This is a genomic window from Thauera sp. WH-1 (genome assembly GCF_047806685.1).
GTDB lineage: Bacteria > Pseudomonadota > Gammaproteobacteria > Burkholderiales > Rhodocyclaceae > Thauera.
In genome coordinates this window covers 59,571-80,515 of the sequence record NZ_JBLQGP010000004.1, presented here as the reverse complement: position 1 = coordinate 80,515, position 20,945 = coordinate 59,571, and the positions used below count along the sequence as shown (strand labels likewise).

19 protein-coding genes are annotated in these 20,945 nt (G+C 69.8%); 18 read left to right on the top strand and 1 reads right to left on the bottom strand.

What is annotated here, in order from left to right:
- The first annotated feature begins 35 nt into the window (after nucleotides 1-35).
- The 17 genes from rocD (at nucleotide 36) to ilvA (ending at nucleotide 18,300) form a co-directional block, all read left to right on the top strand.
- Nucleotides 36-2,228 (top strand): ornithine--oxo-acid transaminase, encoded by a 2,193-nt coding sequence (gene rocD / locus ACMV5O_RS05955; RefSeq protein ID WP_416162633.1) that lies wholly within the window; start codon nucleotides 36-38, stop codon nucleotides 2,226-2,228.
- 120 nt (nucleotides 2,229-2,348) lie between these two features.
- Nucleotides 2,349-3,809, top strand: coding sequence for a sodium:solute symporter family protein (locus ACMV5O_RS05950; RefSeq protein WP_416162778.1), 1,461 nt, complete (start codon nucleotides 2,349-2,351; stop codon nucleotides 3,807-3,809).
- 156 nt (nucleotides 3,810-3,965) lie between these two features.
- Nucleotides 3,966-4,982 carry a ubiquinone anaerobic biosynthesis protein UbiU gene (ubiU, locus tag ACMV5O_RS05945; RefSeq protein ID WP_416162632.1) on the top strand — a complete coding sequence of 339 codons (1,017 nt, stop codon included), beginning with the start codon at nucleotides 3,966-3,968 and terminating at the stop codon, nucleotides 4,980-4,982.
- A 166-nt stretch (nucleotides 4,983-5,148) separates the two neighbouring features.
- The gene (locus tag ACMV5O_RS05940) at nucleotides 5,149-6,060 is read left to right on the top strand and encodes a U32 family peptidase (protein WP_416162631.1); all 912 of its coding nucleotides are present in this window, start codon (nucleotides 5,149-5,151) and stop codon (nucleotides 6,058-6,060) included.
- Between the two features lie 31 nt (nucleotides 6,061-6,091).
- On the top strand, nucleotides 6,092-6,634 hold the full coding sequence (ubiT, locus tag ACMV5O_RS05935) for a ubiquinone anaerobic biosynthesis accessory factor UbiT (RefSeq protein WP_416162630.1): 543 nt from the start codon (nucleotides 6,092-6,094) through the stop codon (nucleotides 6,632-6,634).
- 136 nt (nucleotides 6,635-6,770) lie between these two features.
- A complete protein-coding gene (thiL, locus tag ACMV5O_RS05930) occupies nucleotides 6,771-7,778 on the top strand; it encodes a thiamine-phosphate kinase (protein ID WP_416162629.1) in 1,008 nt (335 codons plus the stop codon).
- 46 nt (nucleotides 7,779-7,824) lie between these two features.
- Entirely contained in the window at nucleotides 7,825-8,307 is a 483-nt protein-coding gene (locus tag ACMV5O_RS05925; RefSeq protein ID WP_416162628.1) for a phosphatidylglycerophosphatase A, read from the top strand.
- 4 nt (nucleotides 8,308-8,311) lie between these two features.
- A complete protein-coding gene (locus ACMV5O_RS05920) occupies nucleotides 8,312-8,806 on the top strand; it encodes a CinA family protein (protein ID WP_416162627.1) in 495 nt (164 codons plus the stop codon).
- Between the two features lie 130 nt (nucleotides 8,807-8,936).
- Entirely contained in the window at nucleotides 8,937-9,971 is a 1,035-nt protein-coding gene (gene recA, locus ACMV5O_RS05915) for a recombinase RecA (protein WP_416162626.1), read from the top strand.
- A 19-nt stretch (nucleotides 9,972-9,990) separates the two neighbouring features.
- Nucleotides 9,991-10,440: a recombination regulator RecX gene (recX, locus tag ACMV5O_RS05910; RefSeq protein ID WP_416162625.1), complete on the top strand. Its 450-nt coding sequence runs from the start codon at nucleotides 9,991-9,993 to the stop codon at nucleotides 10,438-10,440.
- The gene (gene lptB / locus ACMV5O_RS05905; RefSeq protein ID WP_416162624.1) at nucleotides 10,427-11,149 is read left to right on the top strand and encodes an LPS export ABC transporter ATP-binding protein; all 723 of its coding nucleotides are present in this window, start codon (nucleotides 10,427-10,429) and stop codon (nucleotides 11,147-11,149) included. The genes recX and lptB overlap by 14 nt, the downstream gene beginning before the upstream one ends.
- A gap of 22 nt (nucleotides 11,150-11,171) precedes the next feature.
- Entirely contained in the window at nucleotides 11,172-12,653 is a 1,482-nt protein-coding gene (locus tag ACMV5O_RS05900; protein WP_416162623.1) for an RNA polymerase factor sigma-54, read from the top strand.
- Nucleotides 12,654-12,670: 17 nt separating this feature from the next.
- Nucleotides 12,671-12,994 carry a ribosome hibernation-promoting factor, HPF/YfiA family gene (gene hpf / locus ACMV5O_RS05895; protein WP_416162622.1) on the top strand — a complete coding sequence of 108 codons (324 nt, stop codon included), beginning with the start codon at nucleotides 12,671-12,673 and terminating at the stop codon, nucleotides 12,992-12,994.
- Between the two features lie 136 nt (nucleotides 12,995-13,130).
- On the top strand, nucleotides 13,131-13,616 hold the full coding sequence (gene ptsN / locus ACMV5O_RS05890) for a PTS IIA-like nitrogen regulatory protein PtsN (RefSeq protein WP_416162621.1): 486 nt from the start codon (nucleotides 13,131-13,133) through the stop codon (nucleotides 13,614-13,616).
- Nucleotides 13,585-14,544 (top strand): HPr(Ser) kinase/phosphatase, encoded by a 960-nt coding sequence (gene hprK / locus ACMV5O_RS05885; protein WP_416162620.1) that lies wholly within the window; start codon nucleotides 13,585-13,587, stop codon nucleotides 14,542-14,544. The genes ptsN and hprK overlap by 32 nt, the downstream gene beginning before the upstream one ends.
- Complete coding sequence (locus ACMV5O_RS05880; protein WP_416162619.1) at nucleotides 14,541-16,658, top strand: AsmA family protein; 2,118 nt, start codon at nucleotides 14,541-14,543, stop codon at nucleotides 16,656-16,658. Before hprK ends, ACMV5O_RS05880 begins: the two co-directional genes overlap by 4 nt.
- Nucleotides 16,564-18,300 carry a threonine ammonia-lyase, biosynthetic gene (gene ilvA / locus ACMV5O_RS05875; RefSeq protein ID WP_416162618.1) on the top strand — a complete coding sequence of 579 codons (1,737 nt, stop codon included), beginning with the start codon at nucleotides 16,564-16,566 and terminating at the stop codon, nucleotides 18,298-18,300. The genes ACMV5O_RS05880 and ilvA overlap by 95 nt, the downstream gene beginning before the upstream one ends.
- A 16-nt stretch (nucleotides 18,301-18,316) precedes the next feature.
- Here ilvA and ACMV5O_RS05870 read toward each other — a convergent pair whose 3' ends face one another.
- Complete coding sequence (locus ACMV5O_RS05870; protein WP_416162617.1) at nucleotides 18,317-18,922, bottom strand: 5-formyltetrahydrofolate cyclo-ligase; 606 nt, start codon at nucleotides 18,920-18,922, stop codon at nucleotides 18,317-18,319.
- Nucleotides 18,923-18,964: 42 nt separating this feature from the next.
- On the opposite strand from ACMV5O_RS05870, the gene ACMV5O_RS05865 reads away from it, so the two are divergent.
- Nucleotides 18,965-20,917, top strand: coding sequence for a transglycosylase SLT domain-containing protein (locus tag ACMV5O_RS05865; protein WP_416162616.1), 1,953 nt, complete (start codon nucleotides 18,965-18,967; stop codon nucleotides 20,915-20,917).
- The last annotated feature ends 28 nt before the right edge of the window (nucleotides 20,918-20,945 follow it).

Sequence of the window (20,945 nt, the reverse complement as noted above, 5' to 3'; positions counted from 1 at the left end):
AAGCCGCACCGGCAACAACGCACGGAGGGGGCGGGATGAAGACACAGTTCGGCACACGGTTCGCGGGCGGCTCGGGACCCCGGGCGCCCCACTCCACGATCAAGATCATCGGCGCGGCCAGCGCGCTCGGCGCACCGCATGCGGGCGCCGCAGCGGGCCCGTCGGCGCTGCAGGCGGGCCCGCTCGCCTGCCATCTGCGCGCCCTTGGCCTGGCGGTCGAATGGCTGGCGACGCTGAGTCCGCTGGCGACCGACACGGCGCCGGGCGCCGACCAGGCGGACATGGCGACACGCATCGCCGCCAATGCCGCCTTCGCCGCTCGCCTCGCCGATCACCTTGCCGCCCTGCCACCGGCGCACTTTCCGCTCGTGATCGGCGGCGACCATGCGGTCGCGGCCGGCACCTGGCGTGGGATTGGCCGTCGCCGCGGGCGGGCGCCAGGCCTGATCTGGATCGACGCCCACCTCGACAGCCACACTGACACCACCACCCACTCGGGCAACATCCACGGCATGCCGCTGGCGGCCCTGCTCGGCGCCGGCCACCGCGCGCTGAGCGCGATTGCCGGGCCAGCGCTGGATCCGGCGCGCACCTGCATCATTGGCGCGCGCGCCTGGGAGCCCGAGGAGCAGGCGCTGCTCGCGCGCTTCGGCGTACGCGTGTTCGACATGGCCGAGGTGAATGCCCGCGGCCTGCCGACGGTGTTCTGCGAGGCCATGACGATCGCGCGCGCCGACCCCGACGCCGGCTTCGGCCTCAGCCTGGACCTGGATGCCCTCGACCCGCAGGGCCTGCCCGCGGTGACCTGCCCCGAGGCGGCCGGCATCGATCCGCGCGCGTTGGCCGACTGCCTGCTGGGGCTGCGCGCCTGCGCCGACCTTGTTGGCCTCGAGATCGTCGAGTACCGCCCCGACCTCGACGCCGACGGCCGCAGTGCGCGCTGGGTGGTCGAGTTCGCGGCTGCGGCACTCGGCCCCTCGAGCGCCTGGCTGCGCGACAAGGAGTCACGCTACGGCGCGGCCAACTACGCGCCCCTGCCTGCGGTGTTCCGGCGCGGCGAGGGGGTGTGGCTGTGGGACACCGAAGGCCGGCGCTACCTGGACATGATGAGCGCCTACTCGGCGGTGAGCTTCGGCCACAGTCACCCGCGCCTGGTGGGCGCCCTGATCGACCAGGCCCAACGCCTCGCCCTGACCTCGCGCGCGTTCTCCAGCGACCGCCTGCCGGTGTTCCTCGAGCGCCTGTGCACCACCTTCGGCTACGAGCGCGCGCTGCCCGTCAATACCGGCCTGGAGGCGGTCGAGACCGCGCTCAAGGCGGCGCGCAAGTGGGGCTATCAGGTCAAGGGCATCGCCCCCGGGCGGGTGCGCATCATCGCCTGCGACGGCAACTTCCACGGGCGCTCGATCGCCATCGTCGGTCTGTCGTCGAACCCGCACTACCGCGACGGCTTCGGCCCCTTCCCGCCCGGCCTGGAGCGCGTCCCCTTCGGCGACACCGATGCCCTCGAGGCGGCCATCACGCCCGATACCGCCGCCTTTCTGGTCGAGCCGATCCAGGGCGAAGGCGGCATCGTCGTGCCCCCGGCCGGCTACCTGTCGCGTTGCGCCGAGATCTGCCGCCGCCACGGCGTGCTGCTGATCGCCGACGAGGTGCAGACCGGGCTCGGCCGCTGCGGACGACTGCTCGCCTGCGACCATGAGGGCGTGCGCCCGGACGGCCTGATCCTGGGCAAGGCGCTCGGCGGCGGCCTGCTGCCGGTGTCGGCCTTCCTGGCCGATCGTGCGCTGATGGACGTGTTCCGGCCCGGCGATCATGGCTCGACCTTCGGCGGCAATCCGCTGGCCGCGGCGGTCGGCACCGAAGTGCTCGCCCTGCTCGAGGACACCCGTCCGTGGGAGCACGCCGAGCGCCTCGGCACGCGCCTGATGGACGCGTTGCGCGCCGCTGCCCTGCCCGGCGTGGTGGACATCCGCGGTCGCGGCCTGCTGGTCGGCCTGGCCTTCGATCCCGCCCTGGCCGACGCCGGGGAGCTCGCCGAGCGCCTGCTCGCGCGCGGCATCGCCACCCGCGACACCAATGGCAACGTCATCCGCCTGGCGCCGCCGCTGATCATCGACGAGGACACGCTGGAGGCGGCGATCGAAGGCATCGTGACCACGCTGCGGCAGTCCGTCGCCGAGCGCGGCGCGGCCGGCCCCACCGGGGCCGTTGCAAATCTGCAATAAAGCGGCGCCGGCCGCCCCCGGATCGACAAGACGCCGCGCCCATTGCGCTGCAGCATATTGCTAAACTCGCGCCTGATCTTACAACCGCGCACCTGAAGCGCATTCACGAAGGGCCTCATGATGCTGCTCTGGCTTGTCGTCGCCTATCTGGTCGTCTCCATCGGCATCGGTCTGTATGCCGCCACCCGGGTGCATAACGCGCGCGACTACATCACCGCAGGTCGCAACCTGCCGATGTTCATCGTGCTGGCAATGGTGTTCGCGACCTGGTTCGGCGCCGAGACCGTGCTCGGCATCTCCGCCACCTTCCTCGAGGAAGGCTTTCGCGGCCTGATCTCCGACCCGCTCGGCGCCTCGGTGTGCCTGGTGCTGTTCGGCCTCGTCTTCGCCCGCCCGCTGTACCGCATGAACCTGCTCACCCTGGGCGACTTCTTCCGCATGCGCTACAACCGCACGACCGAGCTGGTGCTGTCGATCTGCATCGTGCTGTCCTACCTGGGCTGGGTGGCGGCGCAGATCACCGCGCTCGGCCTGGTTTTCAACGTGCTGTCGAACGACGTCGTGAGCATGAACCAGGGCATGCTGATCGGTGCCGGCGTGGTACTGGTCTATACGCTGTTCGGCGGCATGTGGTCGGTCGCGCTCACCACCTTCGTGCAGATGATCGTGATCGTCATCGGCCTGGTATGGGTCACCTGGCTGGCTGGCGACAAGGCGGGCGGCTTCGAGCTCGTCATCGCCAAGGCCGCGGCCGAGGGCAAGTTCGAGTGGCTGCCCTCGCTCGACATGATCGACATGATCGCCTGGATCGCTGCCTTCGCCACCATGGCGCTGGGCTCCATCCCGCAGCAGGACGTGTTCCAGCGCGTCAACTCGTCCAAGAACGAGCGTGTCGCGGTGTGGGGCACGACGCTGGGCGGCGTCAGCTACTTCTTCTTCGCCGCGGTGCCGCTGTTCCTGGCCTACACCGCCCACATCATCGACCCGGGCATGGTCGAGCGCCTGATGGAGCAGGACTCCCAGCTCATCCTGCCGACGCTGATCCTGCAGCACATGCCTTTCTTCGCCCAGGTGATCTTCTTCGGCGCCCTGCTGTCGGTGATCATGAGCACCGCCTCGGGCACCCTGCTGGCGCCCTCGGTGACCTTTTCCGAAAACGTGCTGCGCGGCTTCATCCCGGGCATGAGTGATCGCGCCTTCCTGCTCAGCACGCGAGTGACGGTGGTGGTGTTCACCGTCCTCGTCACCTGGTACGCCACCACCACCGAGGCCACCATCCACCACATGGTCGAGAACGCCTACCGCGTCACGCTGGCCGGTGCCTTCGTGCCGCTCGCCGCCGGCCTGTTCTGGAAGCGCGCCAACAACCTGGGGGCGGCGCTGGCCATCATCCTCGGCCTGTCGACCTGGCTGCTGCTAGAGATCTTCGTCGCCGAAGGCGATGTCGAACCCCAGCTCTACGGCTTGGCGGCCAGCGCGCTGGGCATGCTGGTCGGCGGCCTGCTCGGCCCGAAGCCGCACCATCGCCCGCACCTCGGCGGCCATCACGCTGCGGCAGGCACCTACCACACGACGCGCTGACTCCATCGCGGCCGGCGCGCCGCAGTCAGCGCAGGCAGGCAGGCAGGCAGGCGGGGCCGGGCTTCAATGCCGGCCCCGCCTGCGTTTGATACCGATCAACGCGGGCGCGCGGCCCCTCGTCTATGGTTGCGGCGTTTTTCCCATCCGCCCGCCACCATGACCGTGCCCACCCCGATCGAGCTCGTCTGCCCCGCCGGCAGCCTGCCGGCCCTCAAGACCGCCATCGACCACGGCGCTGACTGCGTCTATCTCGGCTTCAAGGACGCCACCAACGCGCGCAACTTCACCGGCCTCAACTTCGACCCGCCGCAGATGCGCGAAGGCATCGCCTATGCCCACGCCCGCGGCCGCAAGGTACTGCTCGCCCTCAACACCTACCCGCAGACCGGCAACTGGCCGAGCTGGACCCAGGCCATCGACCGCGCCGCGGAGTTCGGCGTCGACGCGCTCATCCTCGCCGACCCCGGCCTGATGGCCTACGCCGCGAAGACTCATCCGCAACTGCGCCTGCACCTGTCGGTGCAGGGCTCGGCCACCAGCTACGAGGCCATCAATTACTACCACGAGCGCTTCGGCATCCAGCGCGCGGTGCTGCCGCGCGTGCTGTCGATGGCGCAGGTGGAGAGTGTCATCGCCCACACGCCGGTCGAGATCGAGGTCTTCGGCTTCGGCGGCCTGTGCGTGATGGTCGAGGGCCGCTGCGCGCTGTCGGCCTATGCCACCGGGGAATCACCCAACTGCAACGGCGCCTGCTCGCCAGGCAAGCACGTGCGCTGGGAAGACACCCCGCGCGGCATGGAGACGCGCCTCAACGGAATCCTCATCGACCGCTTCGCCGACGGCGAGCGCGCCGGCTACCCGACGCTGTGCAAGGGCCGCTTCGAGGTCAACGACGAGACCTATTACGCGCTCGAGGAGCCGACCAGCCTCAACACCCTGGAGCTGCTGCCCGAACTCGCCCGCATCGGCATCCGCGCGATCAAGATCGAGGGCCGCCAGCGCAGCCCGGCCTACGTCGCCCAGGTCACCAAGGTGTGGCGCGCCGCGCTCGACAAGCTCAAGGCCGGTGGCCCGGAGGGCTTTGCCGTGCTGCCGGCGTGGATGACCGAGCTCAACAAGGTCTCCGAAGGCCAGAGCCACACCCTGGGGGCGTATTACCGCCCCTGGAAGTGAGCCCCTTCGACCCCCATCGCGACGCCATGCCTCGCGCCGCCCACGGTTTCGCCCTGAGCGCGCGCAGCCCCGTCCGGCGCGCCACTACCACCGCCGCCGCACCCGCCCGACCCACCGCCCACCGGAAGCGGCCGCGGTGCCATCCAGCCCGAATGAGAACCGCCCCATGAAACTCGCCCTTGGCCCCCTGCTCTACTACTGGCCGCACCAGAGCGTGCTCGATTTCTACGCCGACATGGCCGAAGCGCCGGTCGACAGCGTCTATCTCGGGGAGACCGTGTGTTCGCGCCGCCACGAACTGCGCCTCGAAGACTGGCTCGAGGTCGGCAAGGTGCTCGCTGGCGCCGGCAAGGAAGTGGTGATCAGCACTCAGGGTCTGATCGAGTCCGAGTCCGACCTCAAGGTGCTGCGCCGCATCGTGCGCCAGAGCACCGAGGGCGAGACCGGCTTTCGCGTCGAGGCCAACGACATGGGCGCGGTGCGCCTGCTGACCGAAGCCGGCGTGCGCAACTGGGTCGCCGGCCCCACGCTCAACCTCTTCAATCCCGCCACCCTGCAGCTGATGATCGACGCCGGTGCGACGCGCTGGGCGGTCGCCCCGGAGATGTCGGGCGCGGCACTCGCCGAGGTGCGCGCCGCACTACCGGCGCCGATCGAGACCGAGGTCTTCGCCTACGGCCGCCTGCCGCTGGCGCACTCGGCGCGCTGCTTCACCGCCCGCCACTTCAACCTGCAGAAGGACACCTGCGAGTTCCGCTGCCTGTCGATCATGGACGGCATCACCTTGCGCACGCGCGAGGGCGAACCCTTCCTGACGCTGAACGGCGTGCAGACCCAGTCGGCGCGAGTGCACAACCTGCTTGGCGACCTGCCTGCGGTGCGGCAGAGCGCCGAGCTGCTACGCATCAGCCCCCAGGGCGCACACACCCGTCAGATCGTCGACCAATTCCGCGCCGTGCTCGATGGCGCGCAGACACCCTCGGCCGCGCTCGCCGCCAGTCGCGAACTGATGGTCGAGGCGCCCTGCAACGGCTTCTGGCACGGCCGCGCCGGCGTCGAACAGTACGTCGCCGCCTGAGCGCCGTCCGCACACTCCCGGGAGACTGACCATGCCTGCCCTGCCCCCCCTTCCCGCGCTGCCCCGCCTGCCGCTGCCGTCCGCCCTCTTTCCTGGCGCGCTGCGCCAGCGCATCGGCGAGCACCTGGAGAATCTGCGCATCCCCGACTTCACCGTGCCCGCGCCGCTGGCCAGGCTGGTTTCGCGCCTGCCGCAGCAAGCGCCCACCCAGGCCCTGACGCTGGCGCTCAACCTCGCGCTCGGCCGCATCCTGCCGCGCGACACGCTCGCGCCGCTGGCCGGCCGCCATCTGCAGCTGCGCGTGCTCGACGCCGGCCTGACGCTCGACTTCAGCCTCGGCGACAAGGGCTTCCGCCGTGCCGCGCCGGCCGCGGGCAAAAAGCCCGACCTGATCATCTCGGCCACCGCGCGCGACTTCATCGCGCTCGCGCTGCGCGAGGAGGATCCCGACACCCTGTTCTTCAGCCGCCGCCTGCGCATGGAAGGCGACACCGATCTCGGCCTGCTGGTGAAGAACACGCTCGACGCGGTGGATTGGGAGGCCTTGAAGTCTCGCCTCAGCGGCCGACGCTGAACGCCTACCCGCTGTCGCCTGCGCTGCAGGGGTGCCCGCCACCCCGATCGCCGCGCGCGATCCGGGTGGCATCTGCGGTAATCTAGCGGCCCCGTTCTGCCCGTGGCGCATCCGAACGCGCCGCGCCCGCCGCGCCATGCCCTCCGCCAAGCCACCTGCACCGACACCCTCTGCGCCCTCGACAGCGCCCTCCGAGTTCGACCTGATCCGGCGCCATTTCACGCGCCCGACCCGGCACACCGACCTCGCCGGGGGCGACGATGCCGCCCTGCTGCGCGCGCAGCCCGGGATGCAGCTGGCCGTCTCCACCGACATGCTGGTCGCCGGCACGCACTTCTTCGCCGACACCGACGCCGAGGATCTGGGCTGGAAGACGCTGGCGGTCAACGTGTCGGACCTCGCCGCGATGGGCGCGAGCCCGCGCTGGGCCTTTCTCGCCTTGGCGCTGCCGGCTGCGGACGAAGCCTGGATCGCCGCCTTCGCCGGCGGCCTGTTCGCCTGCGCCGATGCCCATGGCGTGGATCTCGCCGGCGGCGACACCACGCGCGGACCGCTCACGCTGTCGCTGACCATCATCGGCGAGCTGCCCCACGGCGCAGCGATCACCCGCGCGGGGGCGCGCGCCGGCGACGAGCTGTGGGTGTCCGGCCAGCCCGGCCTGGCCGGCCTCGGCCTCGCGGCGCTGCGTGGCGAGGCGCGGCTGTCGGCCGCCGGCCGCACCGCCTGCCTCGCCGCGCTGCACAGGCCGCAGCCGCGCGTGGCCCTCGGCCTCGCCCTGCGCGGCATCGCCACCGCCATGCTCGACGTCTCCGACGGCCTGCTCGGCGACCTCGGCCACATCCTCGAGTGCTCCGGCACTGGCGCGATCATCGATGTCGCCGCGCTACCGATGAACACGTTGCGCGAGACCGGCGCGGATGAGTGGCTGGCGCGCCGCTGCCTGCTCGGCGGCGGTGACGACTACGAGCTGCTCTTCGCCGCCCCCGCCGCGAAGCGGGCCGAGGTCCAGACCCTGTCCGCCCAGCTCGGGCTTGCGCTGCATCGCATCGGCGAACTCACCTCCGAGCCCGGCGCGCTCTGGCTGCGCGAGGACGGCGGCCGGCTGGTCCGCAGCACGCCCTCGGGCTACGATCACTTCGGCTGACCGGCCCGCCCGCCAGCGCCCCTTCCCAACCACACCAAGCCCGCCCATGCGCCCGACCGCCCGCCTGATGATGAGTCACCCCGCCCACTTCATCTCCCTGGGCTTCGGCGCCGGCCTGTCGCCATGGGCGCCCGGCACCATGGGCACGCTGCTGGCCTGGGCCTTGTATCCGCTGATCCGCACGCCGCTGTCCGAGTTCGTCTTTCTCGCCCTGCTCGCCAGCCTGTTCGTCGCCGGGGTCCTCGCGGCCGAGCGCACCGGACGCGCGCTGGGCGTGCCCGACCACGGCGGCATCGTGTGGGACGAGATGGTCGCGACCTGGCTGGTGCTGATGTTCGCCCCCGCCACGCTGCTGTGGCAGGCGGTGGCGGTGGCGCTGTTCCGCTTTTTCGACATCGTCAAGCCGCCTCCGGTGCGCTGGGCGGACCGCAGTTTCAAGGGCGGCTTCGGTGTCATGCTCGACGACCTCGTCGCCGCCGGCTACACCTTGCTCGTGCTCGCCATCCTCGTCACCCTGTTCGGTAGCTGACGCCATGACCGACATCGAACTCGAAGCCCTCGCCCGGCGCGTCGGCCAGACCCTTGCCGCACGCGGCTGGCGCCTGGCGACGGCGGAATCCTGTACGGGTGGCTGGATCGCCGAGGCGGTGACCGCGATCGGCGGCAGCTCGGCCTGGTTCGACCGCGGCTTCGTCACCTACTCCAACGAGGCCAAGATGGACATGCTCGGGGTGTCTGCACGCACCCTCGGCGGCCATGGCGCGGTCAGCGAGGCAACCGCCGTCGAGATGGCGGCCGGAGCGCTCGCCCGCAGCCTGGCCGAGGTCGCAGTGGCCGTCTCCGGGATCGCCGGCCCCAGCGGCGGCACACCGACCAAGCCGGTGGGCATGGTGTGCCTGGCCTGGGCCGCGCGCGACAGCGTCTCGCGCGTGCTCACCGCACACTTCGACGGCGACCGCGAGGCGGTGCGTCGACAGGCCGTCATCCATGCCCTCGAGGGCGTGATCGCCATCGCGGCCGCGGCGTGAGTCGCGCTCGCCGGCAAGCGCTGATTTGCTGTATGCCCGTACAGCTCTTACACTAGCAGCACTGGCCGTGCGCCACCGCACGCATGCAATCTTTGTGCCATAATCCAGCAACCAGACAGGGAAGACTTACATGGACGACAACAAGGCCAAGGCCCTCGCTGCCGCGCTTTCGCAGATCGAAAAGCAGTTCGGCAAGGGCTCGATCATGCGCATGGGCGACGGCAACGTCGAACGCGACATCCAGACCGTGTCCACCGGCTCGCTAGGGCTCGACATCGCGCTCGGCCTCGGCGGCCTGCCGCGTGGCCGCGTGGTCGAGATCTACGGTCCGGAATCGTCCGGCAAGACCACGCTGACCCTGCAGGTCATCGCCGAGATGCAGAAGCTGGGCGGCACCGCGGCCTTCATCGACGCCGAACACGCGCTCGACGTCGGCTACGCCGAAAAGCTTGGCGTCAACATCGAGGACCTGCTGATCTCGCAGCCCGACACCGGCGAGCAGGCGCTCGAGATCGCCGACATGCTGGTGCGCTCGGGCGGCGTGGACATCGTCGTCGTCGACTCGGTCGCCGCGCTCACACCGAAGGCCGAGATCGAGGGCGAGATGGGCGACCAGCTCCCCGGCCTGCAGGCGCGCCTGATGTCGCAGGCGCTGCGCAAGCTCACCGCCAACATCAAGCGCACCAACACCCTGGTCATCTTCATCAACCAGATCCGCATGAAGATCGGCGTCATGTTCGGCAGCCCCGAAACCACCACTGGTGGCAACGCGCTCAAGTTCTACGCCTCGGTGCGCATGGACATCCGCCGCACCGGCACGATCAAGAAGGGCGACGAGGTGGTCGGCTCCGAGACCCGTGTCAAGGTGGTCAAGAACAAGGTGTCGCCGCCGTTCAAGGAAGCGCACTTCGACATCCTCTATGGCGAGGGCATTTCGCGCGAGGGCGAGATCATCGACCTCGGCGTGACGCACAAGATCGTCGACAAGTCCGGCGCCTGGTACGCCTACCAGGGCGACAAGATCGGCCAGGGCAAGGACAACTCGCGCGAGTTCCTGCGCAACAACCCGGCGCTGGCGCGTGAGATCGAGAACAAGGTGCGCGCCGCGGTCGGCCTGCCCGCAATGGCGGTGACGACCACCGCAGCGGCAGCCGCCGAGGCCTGAGCGGGGCCAAGGTACGGCCATGGGCGTCCCCAGCCTGCGCGAGCGCGCGCTCCGTCACCTGGCGCGGCGCGACCACTCGCGCGCCGAACTGGCGCGCAAGCTCGCCACCCACGGCGAGGCGGACGAGATCGACGCCGTGATTGCGCGCATGGGCGAGCTCGGCCTGCAGTCCGACAGCCGCTACGCCGAGGCCTTCGTGCGCGGCAAGGCGGCCCGTTTCGGCGCCGGCCGGCTGCGCAGTGAGCTGGCGCGGCGCGGCATCGAGCGTGACCTGATCGAGCAGGCGATCGAGAACGAATGCGTAGAATCGGAACTGGAACGCGCACGCCAGGTGCTGCGCAGCCGCTTCAGCTCCGCGCCGGCCGACCCGCGCGAATGGGCGCGCCAGGCGCGCTTCCTGCAAACCCGCGGCTTCGCCCCCGAACTGATCCGCAAGCTGCTGAAAGAGCCCTTCGATGAGTCTGCTTAAGGTCGCCGGCCTGCAAAAGCGCTACAAGTCGCGCACCGTGGTGCACGATGTCGGCTTCGAGGTCGACCCGGGCCAGGTGGTCGGCCTGCTCGGCCCCAATGGCGCGGGCAAGACCACCTGTTTCTACATGATCGTCGGCCTGGTGCGTGCCGACGGCGGTCAGATCACGCTCGACGGCACCGATCTCACCCACCTGCCCATCCACGCCCGCGCCCGCCTCGGCCTGTCCTACCTGCCGCAGGAGATGAGCGTGTTCCGCAAGCTCAGCGTGGCCGAGAACATCCGCGCCGTGCTCGAGCTGCGGGGGCTGGAGACGCGACAGATCAACGCCCGCCTGGACGAGCTGCTGCTCGAGCTGGGCATCAACCACCTGCGCAACAACACCGCGGTGTCGCTGTCCGGCGGCGAGCGCCGGCGCTGCGAGATCGCCCGCGCACTGGCGACCGACCCGCGCCTGATCCTGCTCGACGAGCCCTTCGCCGGCGTCGACCCGATCGCGGTCATCGACATCCAGAAGATCATCCGCTTCCTCAAGGAGCGCGGCATCGGCGTGCTGATCACTGACCACAACGTGCGCGAGACCCTGGGGATCTGCGACCGCGCCTACATCATCAGCGAAGGCCGGGTACTGGCCAGCGGCAAGCCGACCGAGATCATCGACAACGAGCGCGTGCGCCAGGTCTACCTCGGCGAGCATTTCCGCCTGTGAGTGCGCACCCACACCGACCACGATGAAACCCAGCCTCCAGCTCAAGCTCTCCCAGCACCTCACGCTGACGCCGCAACTGCAGCAGTCGATCAAGCTGCTGCAGCTGTCGACCATCGAGCTCAACCAGGAGATCGAGCGCTTCCTGCTCGAGAACCCGATGCTCGAACGCGCCGACAGCGATGGGGTGGAGTTCATGCCCCCTGCCGCGCCGGGCAGCCCGCCCGAGCACGAACTGCAGCAACAGCAGCGCCAGGACGAGGCGCGCGAGGCGGCGCCCGACAGCGCCGGCGCCGAGGCCGGCGAACACAGGGAAGGCGGCGAAGGCAGCAGCGAGGACGAGGGCATCGACTGGTCGAACGTGGGCAGCGGCGCCTCGAGCCGCGGCGAGGACGATGACGACGTCGATTACCAGGACCTGCAGGCGGCCGGCGTGTCGTTGCGCGAGCACCTCGACCAGCAGGTCTCGCTGTCGCCGCTGTCGGATCGCGACCGCGCCCTGGTGCGCCTGGTGATCGAGGCGCTCGACGACGACGGCTATCTGCACCAGCCGCTCGAGGAATTGCTCGAGCTGCTGCCCGAGGAGTCCGAGGTCGAGCTCGACGAACTCAGCATCGCCCTGCGCCATGTGCAGAACCTCGAGCCGGCCGGGATCGGCGCGCGCAGCCCGCAGGAATGCCTGTCGCTGCAGTTGCGCACGCTGCCCGCGACCGACACCCGCGCGCTCGCGCTCGAGATCGTCGACAAGCATCTCGAGCTCCTCGCCGAGCGCAACTTCGTCAAGCTCAAGAAACTCACCGGCTGCGACGACGACGCCCTGCGCGCCGCCCACGCCCTGATCTGCAGCCTCGACCCGCACCCGGGGTCGCGCTACTCGAGCGCGGAGACGCGCTACGTGCTGCCCGACGTCGTCGTGCGCAAGCTGCGCGGTCGCTGGACCGTCACCCTCAATCAGGAGGCGATGCCGCGCCTGCGCATCAACCGCCTGTATGCCAGCCTGCTGCAGCAGAACCGCGGCCAGGGGGGTGGGCTCAGCGGCCAGTTGCAGGAGGCACGCTGGCTGATCAAGAACGTCCAGCAGCGCTTCGACACCATCCTGCGGGTGTCTCAGGCCATCGTTGACCAGCAGCGGCAGTTCTTCGATCATGGGGAGGTGGCGATGCGGCCACTCACTCTCCGGGAGATCGCAGACCAGCTCGAGCTGCACGAATCCACCGTATCGCGCGTCACCACGCAAAAATACATGGCGAGCCCGCGCGGTGTATTCGAACTCAAGTATTTCTTCGGCAGTCACGTCGCCACCGATACCGGCGGAGCGGCATCCTCGACGGCGATTCGAGCGCTGATTCGCCAGCTGGTGGATGCAGAAGACAGCAAGAAGCCGCTGTCCGACGCCAAGATTGCAGAAGTTCTGGGCCAGCAGGGTATCGTGGTCGCACGGCGCACGATCGCCAAGTACCGTGAATCCCTCAATATCCCGCCGGTCAGTCTGCGCAAATCCATCTGACAACAACAGGAGTTAACATGAATCTCAACATCACCGGGCGCCATGTCGAAGTCACCCCGGCCATTCGCGACTACGTGACTTCCAAGCTCGATCGCGTCATCCGTCACTTCGACAACGTCACCAGTGTCGCGGTGATCCTCTCGGTCGAGAAGCTCAAGCAGAATGCGGAAGTCACGCTGCACGTGCGCGGCAAGGACATCTTCGTCGAGAGCGACGACGCCGACCTGTATGCCGCCATCGACGCGATGGCCGACAAGCTCGACCGGCAGGTTCAGAAGTACAAGCAGAAGCAGGCCGACCACAACCACGAAACGATCAAGCACCAGGCACCCGAAGTCTGACGCCTTCGTTACCGCCCCGTGTCCGGGGTGTGGTTATAATGCGCGCGTTTTCACGACGCGAGCCCCACTCGCCCCGGACCGTCCAAACGCAGCACCTGACCTAGGCGGTTCAGCTATTGCGCAAGCCTTCCAGCGAATGAGCCTGATATCTCAACTCCTGCCACTTTCCAACGTGGTGGTCGACCTCGACGCCAGCAGCAAGAAGCGCGTCTTCGAGCAGGCGGGCCTGTTGTTCGAGAACAACCAGGGCATCGGTCGCAGCACCGTGTTCGACAGCCTGTTCACCCGCGAACGACTCGGCTCGACCGGGCTTGGTCAAGGCATCGCGATTCCGCACGGCCGCATCAAGGGCCTGAAGGACGCCGCCGGCGCCTTCCTGCGCCTGGCCACACCGGTGCAGTTCGACGCCCCGGACGGGCGTCCGGTGAACATGCTGTTCGTCCTGCTCGTTCCCGAGCAGGCGAACGAAACCCACCTGCAGCTGCTGTCCGAGCTCGCGCAGATGTTCAGCGATCGTGATTTCCGCGAAGCCTTGCTCGACGCACCGGACGCGGCCCACATCCATCAGATGTTCATGAACTGGGGCGCCGATGCGGCAGACCAGCGTCGCGCGGCTGTATGAGGCGTACCGCGACAGCCTGAAGCTGTGCCACCTCAGCGGGCGCCTTGACGCGCGCATCGCGGTGGCCGAAGAACGCATCTGGCCCGCCGATCTGGTGGGCCACCTCAATCTGATCCACCCGACCCGCCTGCAGATCCTCGGTGCCGCCGAACTCGCCTGGGCACGCCGCCAGTCGAACGAGAAGGTCGCGCATCACCTCAACGAAATCCTGTCCGCACGTCCGCCGGCCATCATCGTCGCCGACGCCTGCGAGGTGCCCAACATCGTGCACGGCATCTGCGCCGCACACGATGTCGCCCTCTTCACCACCGATCATCCGGCGGCCAGCGTGATCGACCAGCTTCGCCTCTACCTGTCGCGCGAGCTGGCCGAGAAGGCCTCGCTGCACGGCGTGTTCATGGACGTGCTCGGGCTGGGCGTGCTGATCACCGGCGACTCGGGCGCGGGCAAGTCCGAGCTCGCGCTCGAACTGATCTCACGCGGCCACGGCCTGGTGGCCGACGATGTCGTCGAGCTCTCACGCATCGCGCCCACCGTGCTCGAGGGACGCTGCCCCGAACTGCTGCAGGACTTCATCGAGGTCCGCGGCCTGGGTATCATCAACATCCGCACGATCTTTGGCGAGACCGCCTGCCGGCGCAAGATGCGCCTGCGCCTGATCTGCCACCTCGAGCGCCGCCAGCCCGGCCCGGGCGACCCAACCCGCCTCCCCGTGCAGCAGGAGACGCAGGACATCCTCGGCGTCAAGATCTCGCGCGTGGTGCTGCCGGTCGCCGCCGGGCGCAACCTCGCGGTGCTGCTCGAGGCGGCGGTGCGCTCGACCATTCTTCAATTGCGTGGCATCGACTCGACGCAGGAATTCATTGACCGCCAGATGCGGGCGATGAGCCCGACGGGCGATCGCGACGAGGACGGCGTGCGGCCATGAGCCGTCCGGTCCGCAGCCTGCTGGTCCGCGGCCTGCTGATCCTCATCGCTGCAACCATCCTGCTGCTCGCCGGCCTCGCCGCCTGGCTCAGCTTCAGCTTCGACCCCAACGACCATCGCGCACGCCTGTCCGCGGAGGTGCTGCGCCATACCGGACGCGAGCTCCGGATCGACGGTCAGCTCGGCCTGTCGGTCTACCCTTGGCTGGGTGTCGAGGCCGGCCGCCTGACGCTCGCCGACGCCCCCGGTTTCGGCGACGGCCCCCTGGCCCGCATCGACCGCCTGGAGGCGCGTGCGCGCCTTATTCCGCTGCTGCGGGGCGACCTCGAGATCGACCGCATCGTGATCGACGGGCTAGAGCTCAAGCTCGTGCGCGCCGCCGACGGCCGCACGAACTGGAGCACCCCGCCGGACAAGACCGGCGCGACCACGGACGACGCCCGCCGCGAACCGCGCACACTGGGCGCGGCGGTGTTCGCACTGGGCGGCGTGGACATCCGCTCGGCCCGCCTCACCTGGTCCGACCTGCAGTCTGGCGTGCATTACGCGCTTGACGATGTCGACCTGCAGGCCGGCGAGATCCGCCCCGGCATCGCCTTTCCGCTCGCGCTCGCACTCACGCTGTCCCGTGGCGCGACATCGTCTGCGCCGGCGACGCCGCACACGCGCTTCGAGCTTGACACCCAGGCCCGCTTCGACCCCGCACGCGACACGCTCAATCTGTCCGGCCTGGCGCTGAACCTGGCCGCCGAAGCGGCGGAGCTACCCGGCGGCCGGCTTCATGCCAGCCTGCGCGCGGACGTCGATGCCGACCTCGGCGCCGGCATGCTGAACGTGACCGGCCTGACCGTCGACACCCTCGGCCTGCACGCGACGGGCCAGATCGAGGCCCGCGCGCTGCATGATGCGCCTCGCTTCGGCGGGCGCATCAAGGTGGCAGCCTTCGACCCGCGCAGCACGCTCGACGCCCTCGGTATCGAGCGTCCGCCCACCGCCGACCCCGCCGTGCTCGCCCGCGCCCAGCTCGAGGCCGAGTTCGACGCCACTGCGACGCTGCTCGAGCTCCGTAGCCTGTCCGCCGTCCTCGACGACACCCGGATCGAGGGCGAGCTGGCCATCACCGACTTTGCGCGCCGGGCGCTGCGCTTCGAGCTCAAGGCCGACGGCATCGAGCTCGACCGTTACCTGCCGCCCGGCCAGCCGGCCACGGCGGTATCGCCCGGCGCTGCCGCGGCGGGTGCCGAGCCGTCGACGCTGAAGTCACTCACCGCCGCGGGCCGCCTGCGCGTGGGCCAGCTCAGCGTTGCCGGACTGACACTGAGCGAACTCGACCTCAGCCTCGACGCCGACGGTGGTCTGCTACGCCTCGAGCCGCTGTCGGCGAGCCTGTACGGGGGGCGTTACGCCGGCAAGGTGCAGTTCGACACCCGCCGCAGCCCGGCCCGCCTGTCGCTTGACGAGTCGCTGCGCGGCGTCCAGCTCGCACCGCTGCTGCGCGACCTCACCGGCAAGGCGGAACGCATCAGCGGTCGCGCCGACGTGCGCGCGCGCCTACAGGCCGACGCCGATAGCGCCGACAGCCTCAGGCGCAGCCTGGCCGGCCAGGCCGAGATTCGTGTCGCCGACGGTGCCGTCAAGGGCGTGAATGTGGCGCAGCTGATGCGCGAAGCCTCGGCCCGCCTGCGCGGCCAGCCTGCACCGGCCGCCGGCGGGCCGAACCAGACCGACTTCACCGCGCTCAGCGCGACACTGAAGATCGCCGCCGGCGTGATCCGCAACGACGACCTCGACCTGCGCTCGCCCCTGCTGCGCCTCGGCGGCAACGGCAGCGCGAGCTTGGTCAGCGAGACCATCGACTACCGCCTGCGTGCCAGCCTGGTCGCCACCCTGACCGGCCAGGGCGGCGAGGATCTCGGCAACCTGCGCGGCCTCACCGTGCCGATCCGCATCACCGGCCCCTTTGCCGAGCCGGCCTTCGCCCTCGACATCGAGGCCCTGGTCAGCGACAGCCTGCGCGACCGTGCGCGCGAGAAGGTCGAGGAACGCATCCGCGAGCGTATCCCCGAGAACCTGCAGGAGCGCCTGCGCGGCGGCCTGCGCGACCTGTTGCGCTAATGCGCCCGCCCGCGCAGGGCCTCCCCCGCCAGGGGCCACAAGGACGCGCACTTGCCGCCCGGCGCATGCGACTGTTACCCTCAGCCGCTTTGCAGCAGCGCACGCGCCGGCCATGACCACCCCCACGGATTACCTCGAACGCATCCTCAACGCGCAGGTGTACGACGTCGCTGTCGAGACCCCGCTCGACCTCGCCAGCAACCTGTCGGCGCGCACGCACAACCGACTCTTCCTCAAGCGCGAGGACATGCAGCCGGTGTTCAGCTTCAAGATCCGCGGCGCCTACAACAAGATGGCCAAGCTCTCGCCGCAGGCCCTCAAGCGAGGCGTGATCTGCGCCTCGGCCGGCAACCACGCCCAGGGCGTGGCGCTGTCGGCGGCCAAGCTTGGCGTGCGCGCGGTGATCGTGATGCCGAGCACCACGCCGGCGATCAAGATCGACGCGGTGAAGGCGCGCGGCGGCGAGGTGGTGCTCGCCGGCGAGTCCTATTCCGACGCCTACGCCCACGCCCTCGAGCTTGAGAAGGCCGAGAAGCTGACCTTCGTGCACCCCTTCGACGACCCCGACGTGATCGCCGGCCAGGGCACGGTGGGCATGGAGATCCTGCGCGCGCACCCGAAGCCGATCCACGCCGTGTTCTGCTGCGTCGGCGGCGGCGGCCTGATCGCCGGCGTGGCGGCCTACATCAAGCGCCTGCGCCCGGAGACGAAGATCATCGGCGTCGAGGCGGTCGACGCCGATGCGATGACGCAGTCGCTCGCGGCCGGCCAGCGCATCGCCCTCGAGCAGGTCGGCATCTTTGCCGATGGCGCGGCGGTGAAGGAGGTGGGCGCCGAGACCTTCCGCCTGTGCCAGCAGTACGTGGACGAGATGATCGTGGTCGACAACGACGCCATCTGCGCCGCGATCAAGGACGTGTTCGAGGACACGCGCTCCATCCTCGAGCCCGCCGGCGCGCTCGCCGTGGCCGGCGCCAAGGAGTACGCCCGTCGTCACAAGCTGCGCGACAAGAGCCTGGTGGCGGTGGCCTCGGGCGCGAACATGAACTTCGACCGCCTGCGCTTCGTCGCCGAGCGCGCCGAGCTCGGCGAGCAGCGCGAGGCCGTGCTGGCGGTGTCGATCCCCGAGAAACCGGGCTCGTTCAAGAAATTCATCAGCGTGCTCGGCAACCGCAACATCACCGAGTTCAACTACCGCTACGCCGACCCGCAGCAGGCCCACATCTTCGTCGGTGTCACCGTGCACAACCGCAACGAGGTCGGCCGCCTGGTCGAGATGCTCGAGCGCCATGAACTGCCCGCGCTCGACCTCACCGACGACGAACTGGCCAAGACCCACGTGCGCTACATGGTCGGTGGCCGCGCGCCGCAGGCCGAGAACGAGGTGGTGTACCGCTTCATCTTCCCCGAGCGCCCCGGCGCGCTGATGAATTTCCTCTCCAACCTGCGCTCTGACTGGAACATCTCGTTGTTCCACTATCGCAACCACGGCTCGGACTTCGGCCGCGTGCTGGTCGGCATGCAGGTGCCGCCGCAGGACAAGGCAGCGTTCGACGACTTCCTGCAGCGCTTGGGCTACGACTACGTGGCCGAGAACGACAACCCGGCCTACCGCCTGTTCCTGTCCTCCAGCGCCGGCTGAGCCCGGCGCGCGCGCCTCAGCGCTGCGCCGGCGCCGCGCCGGCCTCGGTGACGATCCAGGCCATGGGCTTGTCATGGCACTGCGGCAAGGTGCTCGGTACGCGACCGATCTCGAAGCCGACGCCGACCGCCACCGTGTCCATGCCGGCCAGGGTGCGATCGAAGTAGCCGCCGCCATAGCCGAGCCGGTAGCCGCGCGCATCGAAGGCGTTGAGCGGCACCAGCACCACGTCCGGCACCAGTGCCTCGCCCTGCGCCGGGTGCGGAATGCCGTGGCGATCGAGCGGCATCGGCTCACCCGGTCGCCAGGCGCGGAACACCATCGCAGCGTTGCGCTCCAACACCACCGGCAGCGCTGCCACCCGGCCCGGATGGGCGGCCAGCCAGTGCGTGACCCACGCCCGCAGGTCGGGCTCGGCCCGATAGGGCCAGCAGAATCCCAGCCGCAGCGGCTGCAGGGCCGCCATCAGCTCGTCGAGGTGCGCGCTCATGCGCCCGGTGAGGGTCTCGCGCAGTGCCGCCGGCATCGCCTGGCGAGCCCGCAACGCGGCCTCCCGCAGCCGCTTCCGCTCTGCAGCAAAATCGGGCTCGACAAGGGCATCAGGGGCAGGAAGCGGTTTCATGACTGTGATATGGTAGGCCTTGAATAGGAGGCGTCGTAGGGTATGAGAAAAGCATTCTGGGCAAGCTTGTTCGCCGCAGCATTCCTGCTGCCCGGAAAAGCCAGCGCACAGCCCGCCAACACCATGGCGGCGGTCTCGGGGGCGGACCGTATCGTCGCCGCACGCGAGGCCCTGCGCAAGGGGGATCGTGCCCGCCTGGAGGCACTCGCGGCGGTCCGCGAGCCGCATGTGCTGGACATCTACCCGCGCTACTGGCTGCTTGTGAACCTGCTTGCGCGCAGCGAACCGCCGCCGGCGCGCGCCCTGCGCGACTTCATCGACGCCGAGGACGGCAGCCACCTCGCCGAGCGCCTGCGCGCGGACTGGCTGCGGCGCATGGCCAGGGATGGCGACTGGACCGGCTTCGTCGCCCTGTTCCCGGAGCTGCAGAATCCGGATGCGGAATTGCGCTGCTCGGCGTGGACCGCCCGCCTGCTCACCGGCGACGCCAGCGCCCTCGCCGAGGTGGCGGCGCAATGGGACGCGCTGCAGTCGGCCCCGGCGAGCTGCGACATGCCGCTGAGTGCCGCCGTCGAGCGCGGCAGCGTAAGCGAGGATCGCGTGTGGTGGCGCATCCGCCGCCAGATCGACACCCGCAGCCCGAACGATGCCCTCGCCAGCCTGGCCCTGCTGCCGCCAGAGATGGCGCCGGCGCGCGCCGACCTCGACCAGGCGATCCGCTCGCCGGGCCCCTGGCTGGATCGCCTGCCGGCCAACTTCGCCGTCAGCCGCGCCGGGCGTGAGCTCGCGCTGGCCGCGCTGGTCCGCCTCACCCGCGAGGACTGGCCCGCAGCCCAGCTCCGGCTGCTGCGCATCCAGGACCGCCTGAGCGCCGAGGAGCGCAACTACGCCAACCTGGTGATGGCCATGCACGCCGCGATCGGCCGCCGCCCGGAGGCCATGGCCCTGTATGCGGCCGCCGGCAGCATCGACACCACCCCGATGCAGCGCGCATGGCGCGTGCGTGCCGCCCTGCGCGCGCAGGACTGGCGCGCGGTGCGCAGCGCGATCGAGGCCCTGCCGGCCGAGGAGCGCGACAGTCCCGACTGGCTCTACTGGCTCGGGCGCGCCCATGCCGCCAGCGGCAACCGCGACGAGGCCGAGTCTCTCTACCTGCGCATCGCCGGCGAGCCGCATTTCTACGGCATGCTCGCCGCCGAGGAGTTCGGCCAGCTCTTCATGCCGCCGCCGTCGACCGCGCCGCTGCCACGGGCCAAGCTCGACGAAGCCGAACGCGACCCGAGCCTGCGCCGCGCGCTCGCGCTGTATCAGCTCGACATGCGCACCGAGGCCCTCCGCGAATGGGTATGGGGCGTGCGCAACCGCGATGAACAATTCCGTCTGGCCGCGGCCCACCTCGCGCTGCGCCACGAACTCTACGATCGCGCGATCAACACCGCCGAGCTTGCCAACCCGCGCAGCAATTTCGAGCTGCGCTTCCTCACCCCTTATCGCGACCTCATCGAACCCCAGGTGCGCGCGCAGGGCCTGGACCTGGGCTGGGTGTACGGCCTGATGCGCCAGGAGAGCCGCTTCGTCATCCCTGCGCGCTCGAGCGCCGGCGCCCAGGGCCTGATGCAGGTCATGCCGGACACCGGCAAGTGGGTCGCCAACCGCATCGGCCTGTCGAACTACCACCCGCGCCTGCTCACCGACCCCAATACCAACGTGCTGCTCGGCACCAGCTACATGCGCCTGATCATGGAAGGGCTGGACGACCACCCGGTGCTCGCCAGCGCCGGCTACAACGCCGGGCCGGGGCGCGCACGGCGCTGGCGCGATGCACAACCGCTGGAAGGCGCGATCTATGCCGAGACCATCCCCTTCGACGAAACCCGCGACTACGTCAAGAAGGTGCTGGCCAATGCCGTGGTCTATGCGTCAATGCTCGAAGGGCAGCCGCAGTCGCTGAAGGCGCGGCTCGGCACGATCGCCCCGGGCGCTGCCAGCGAGTAAGCTTCGGCCGAGCGATGCCCTCTCACCC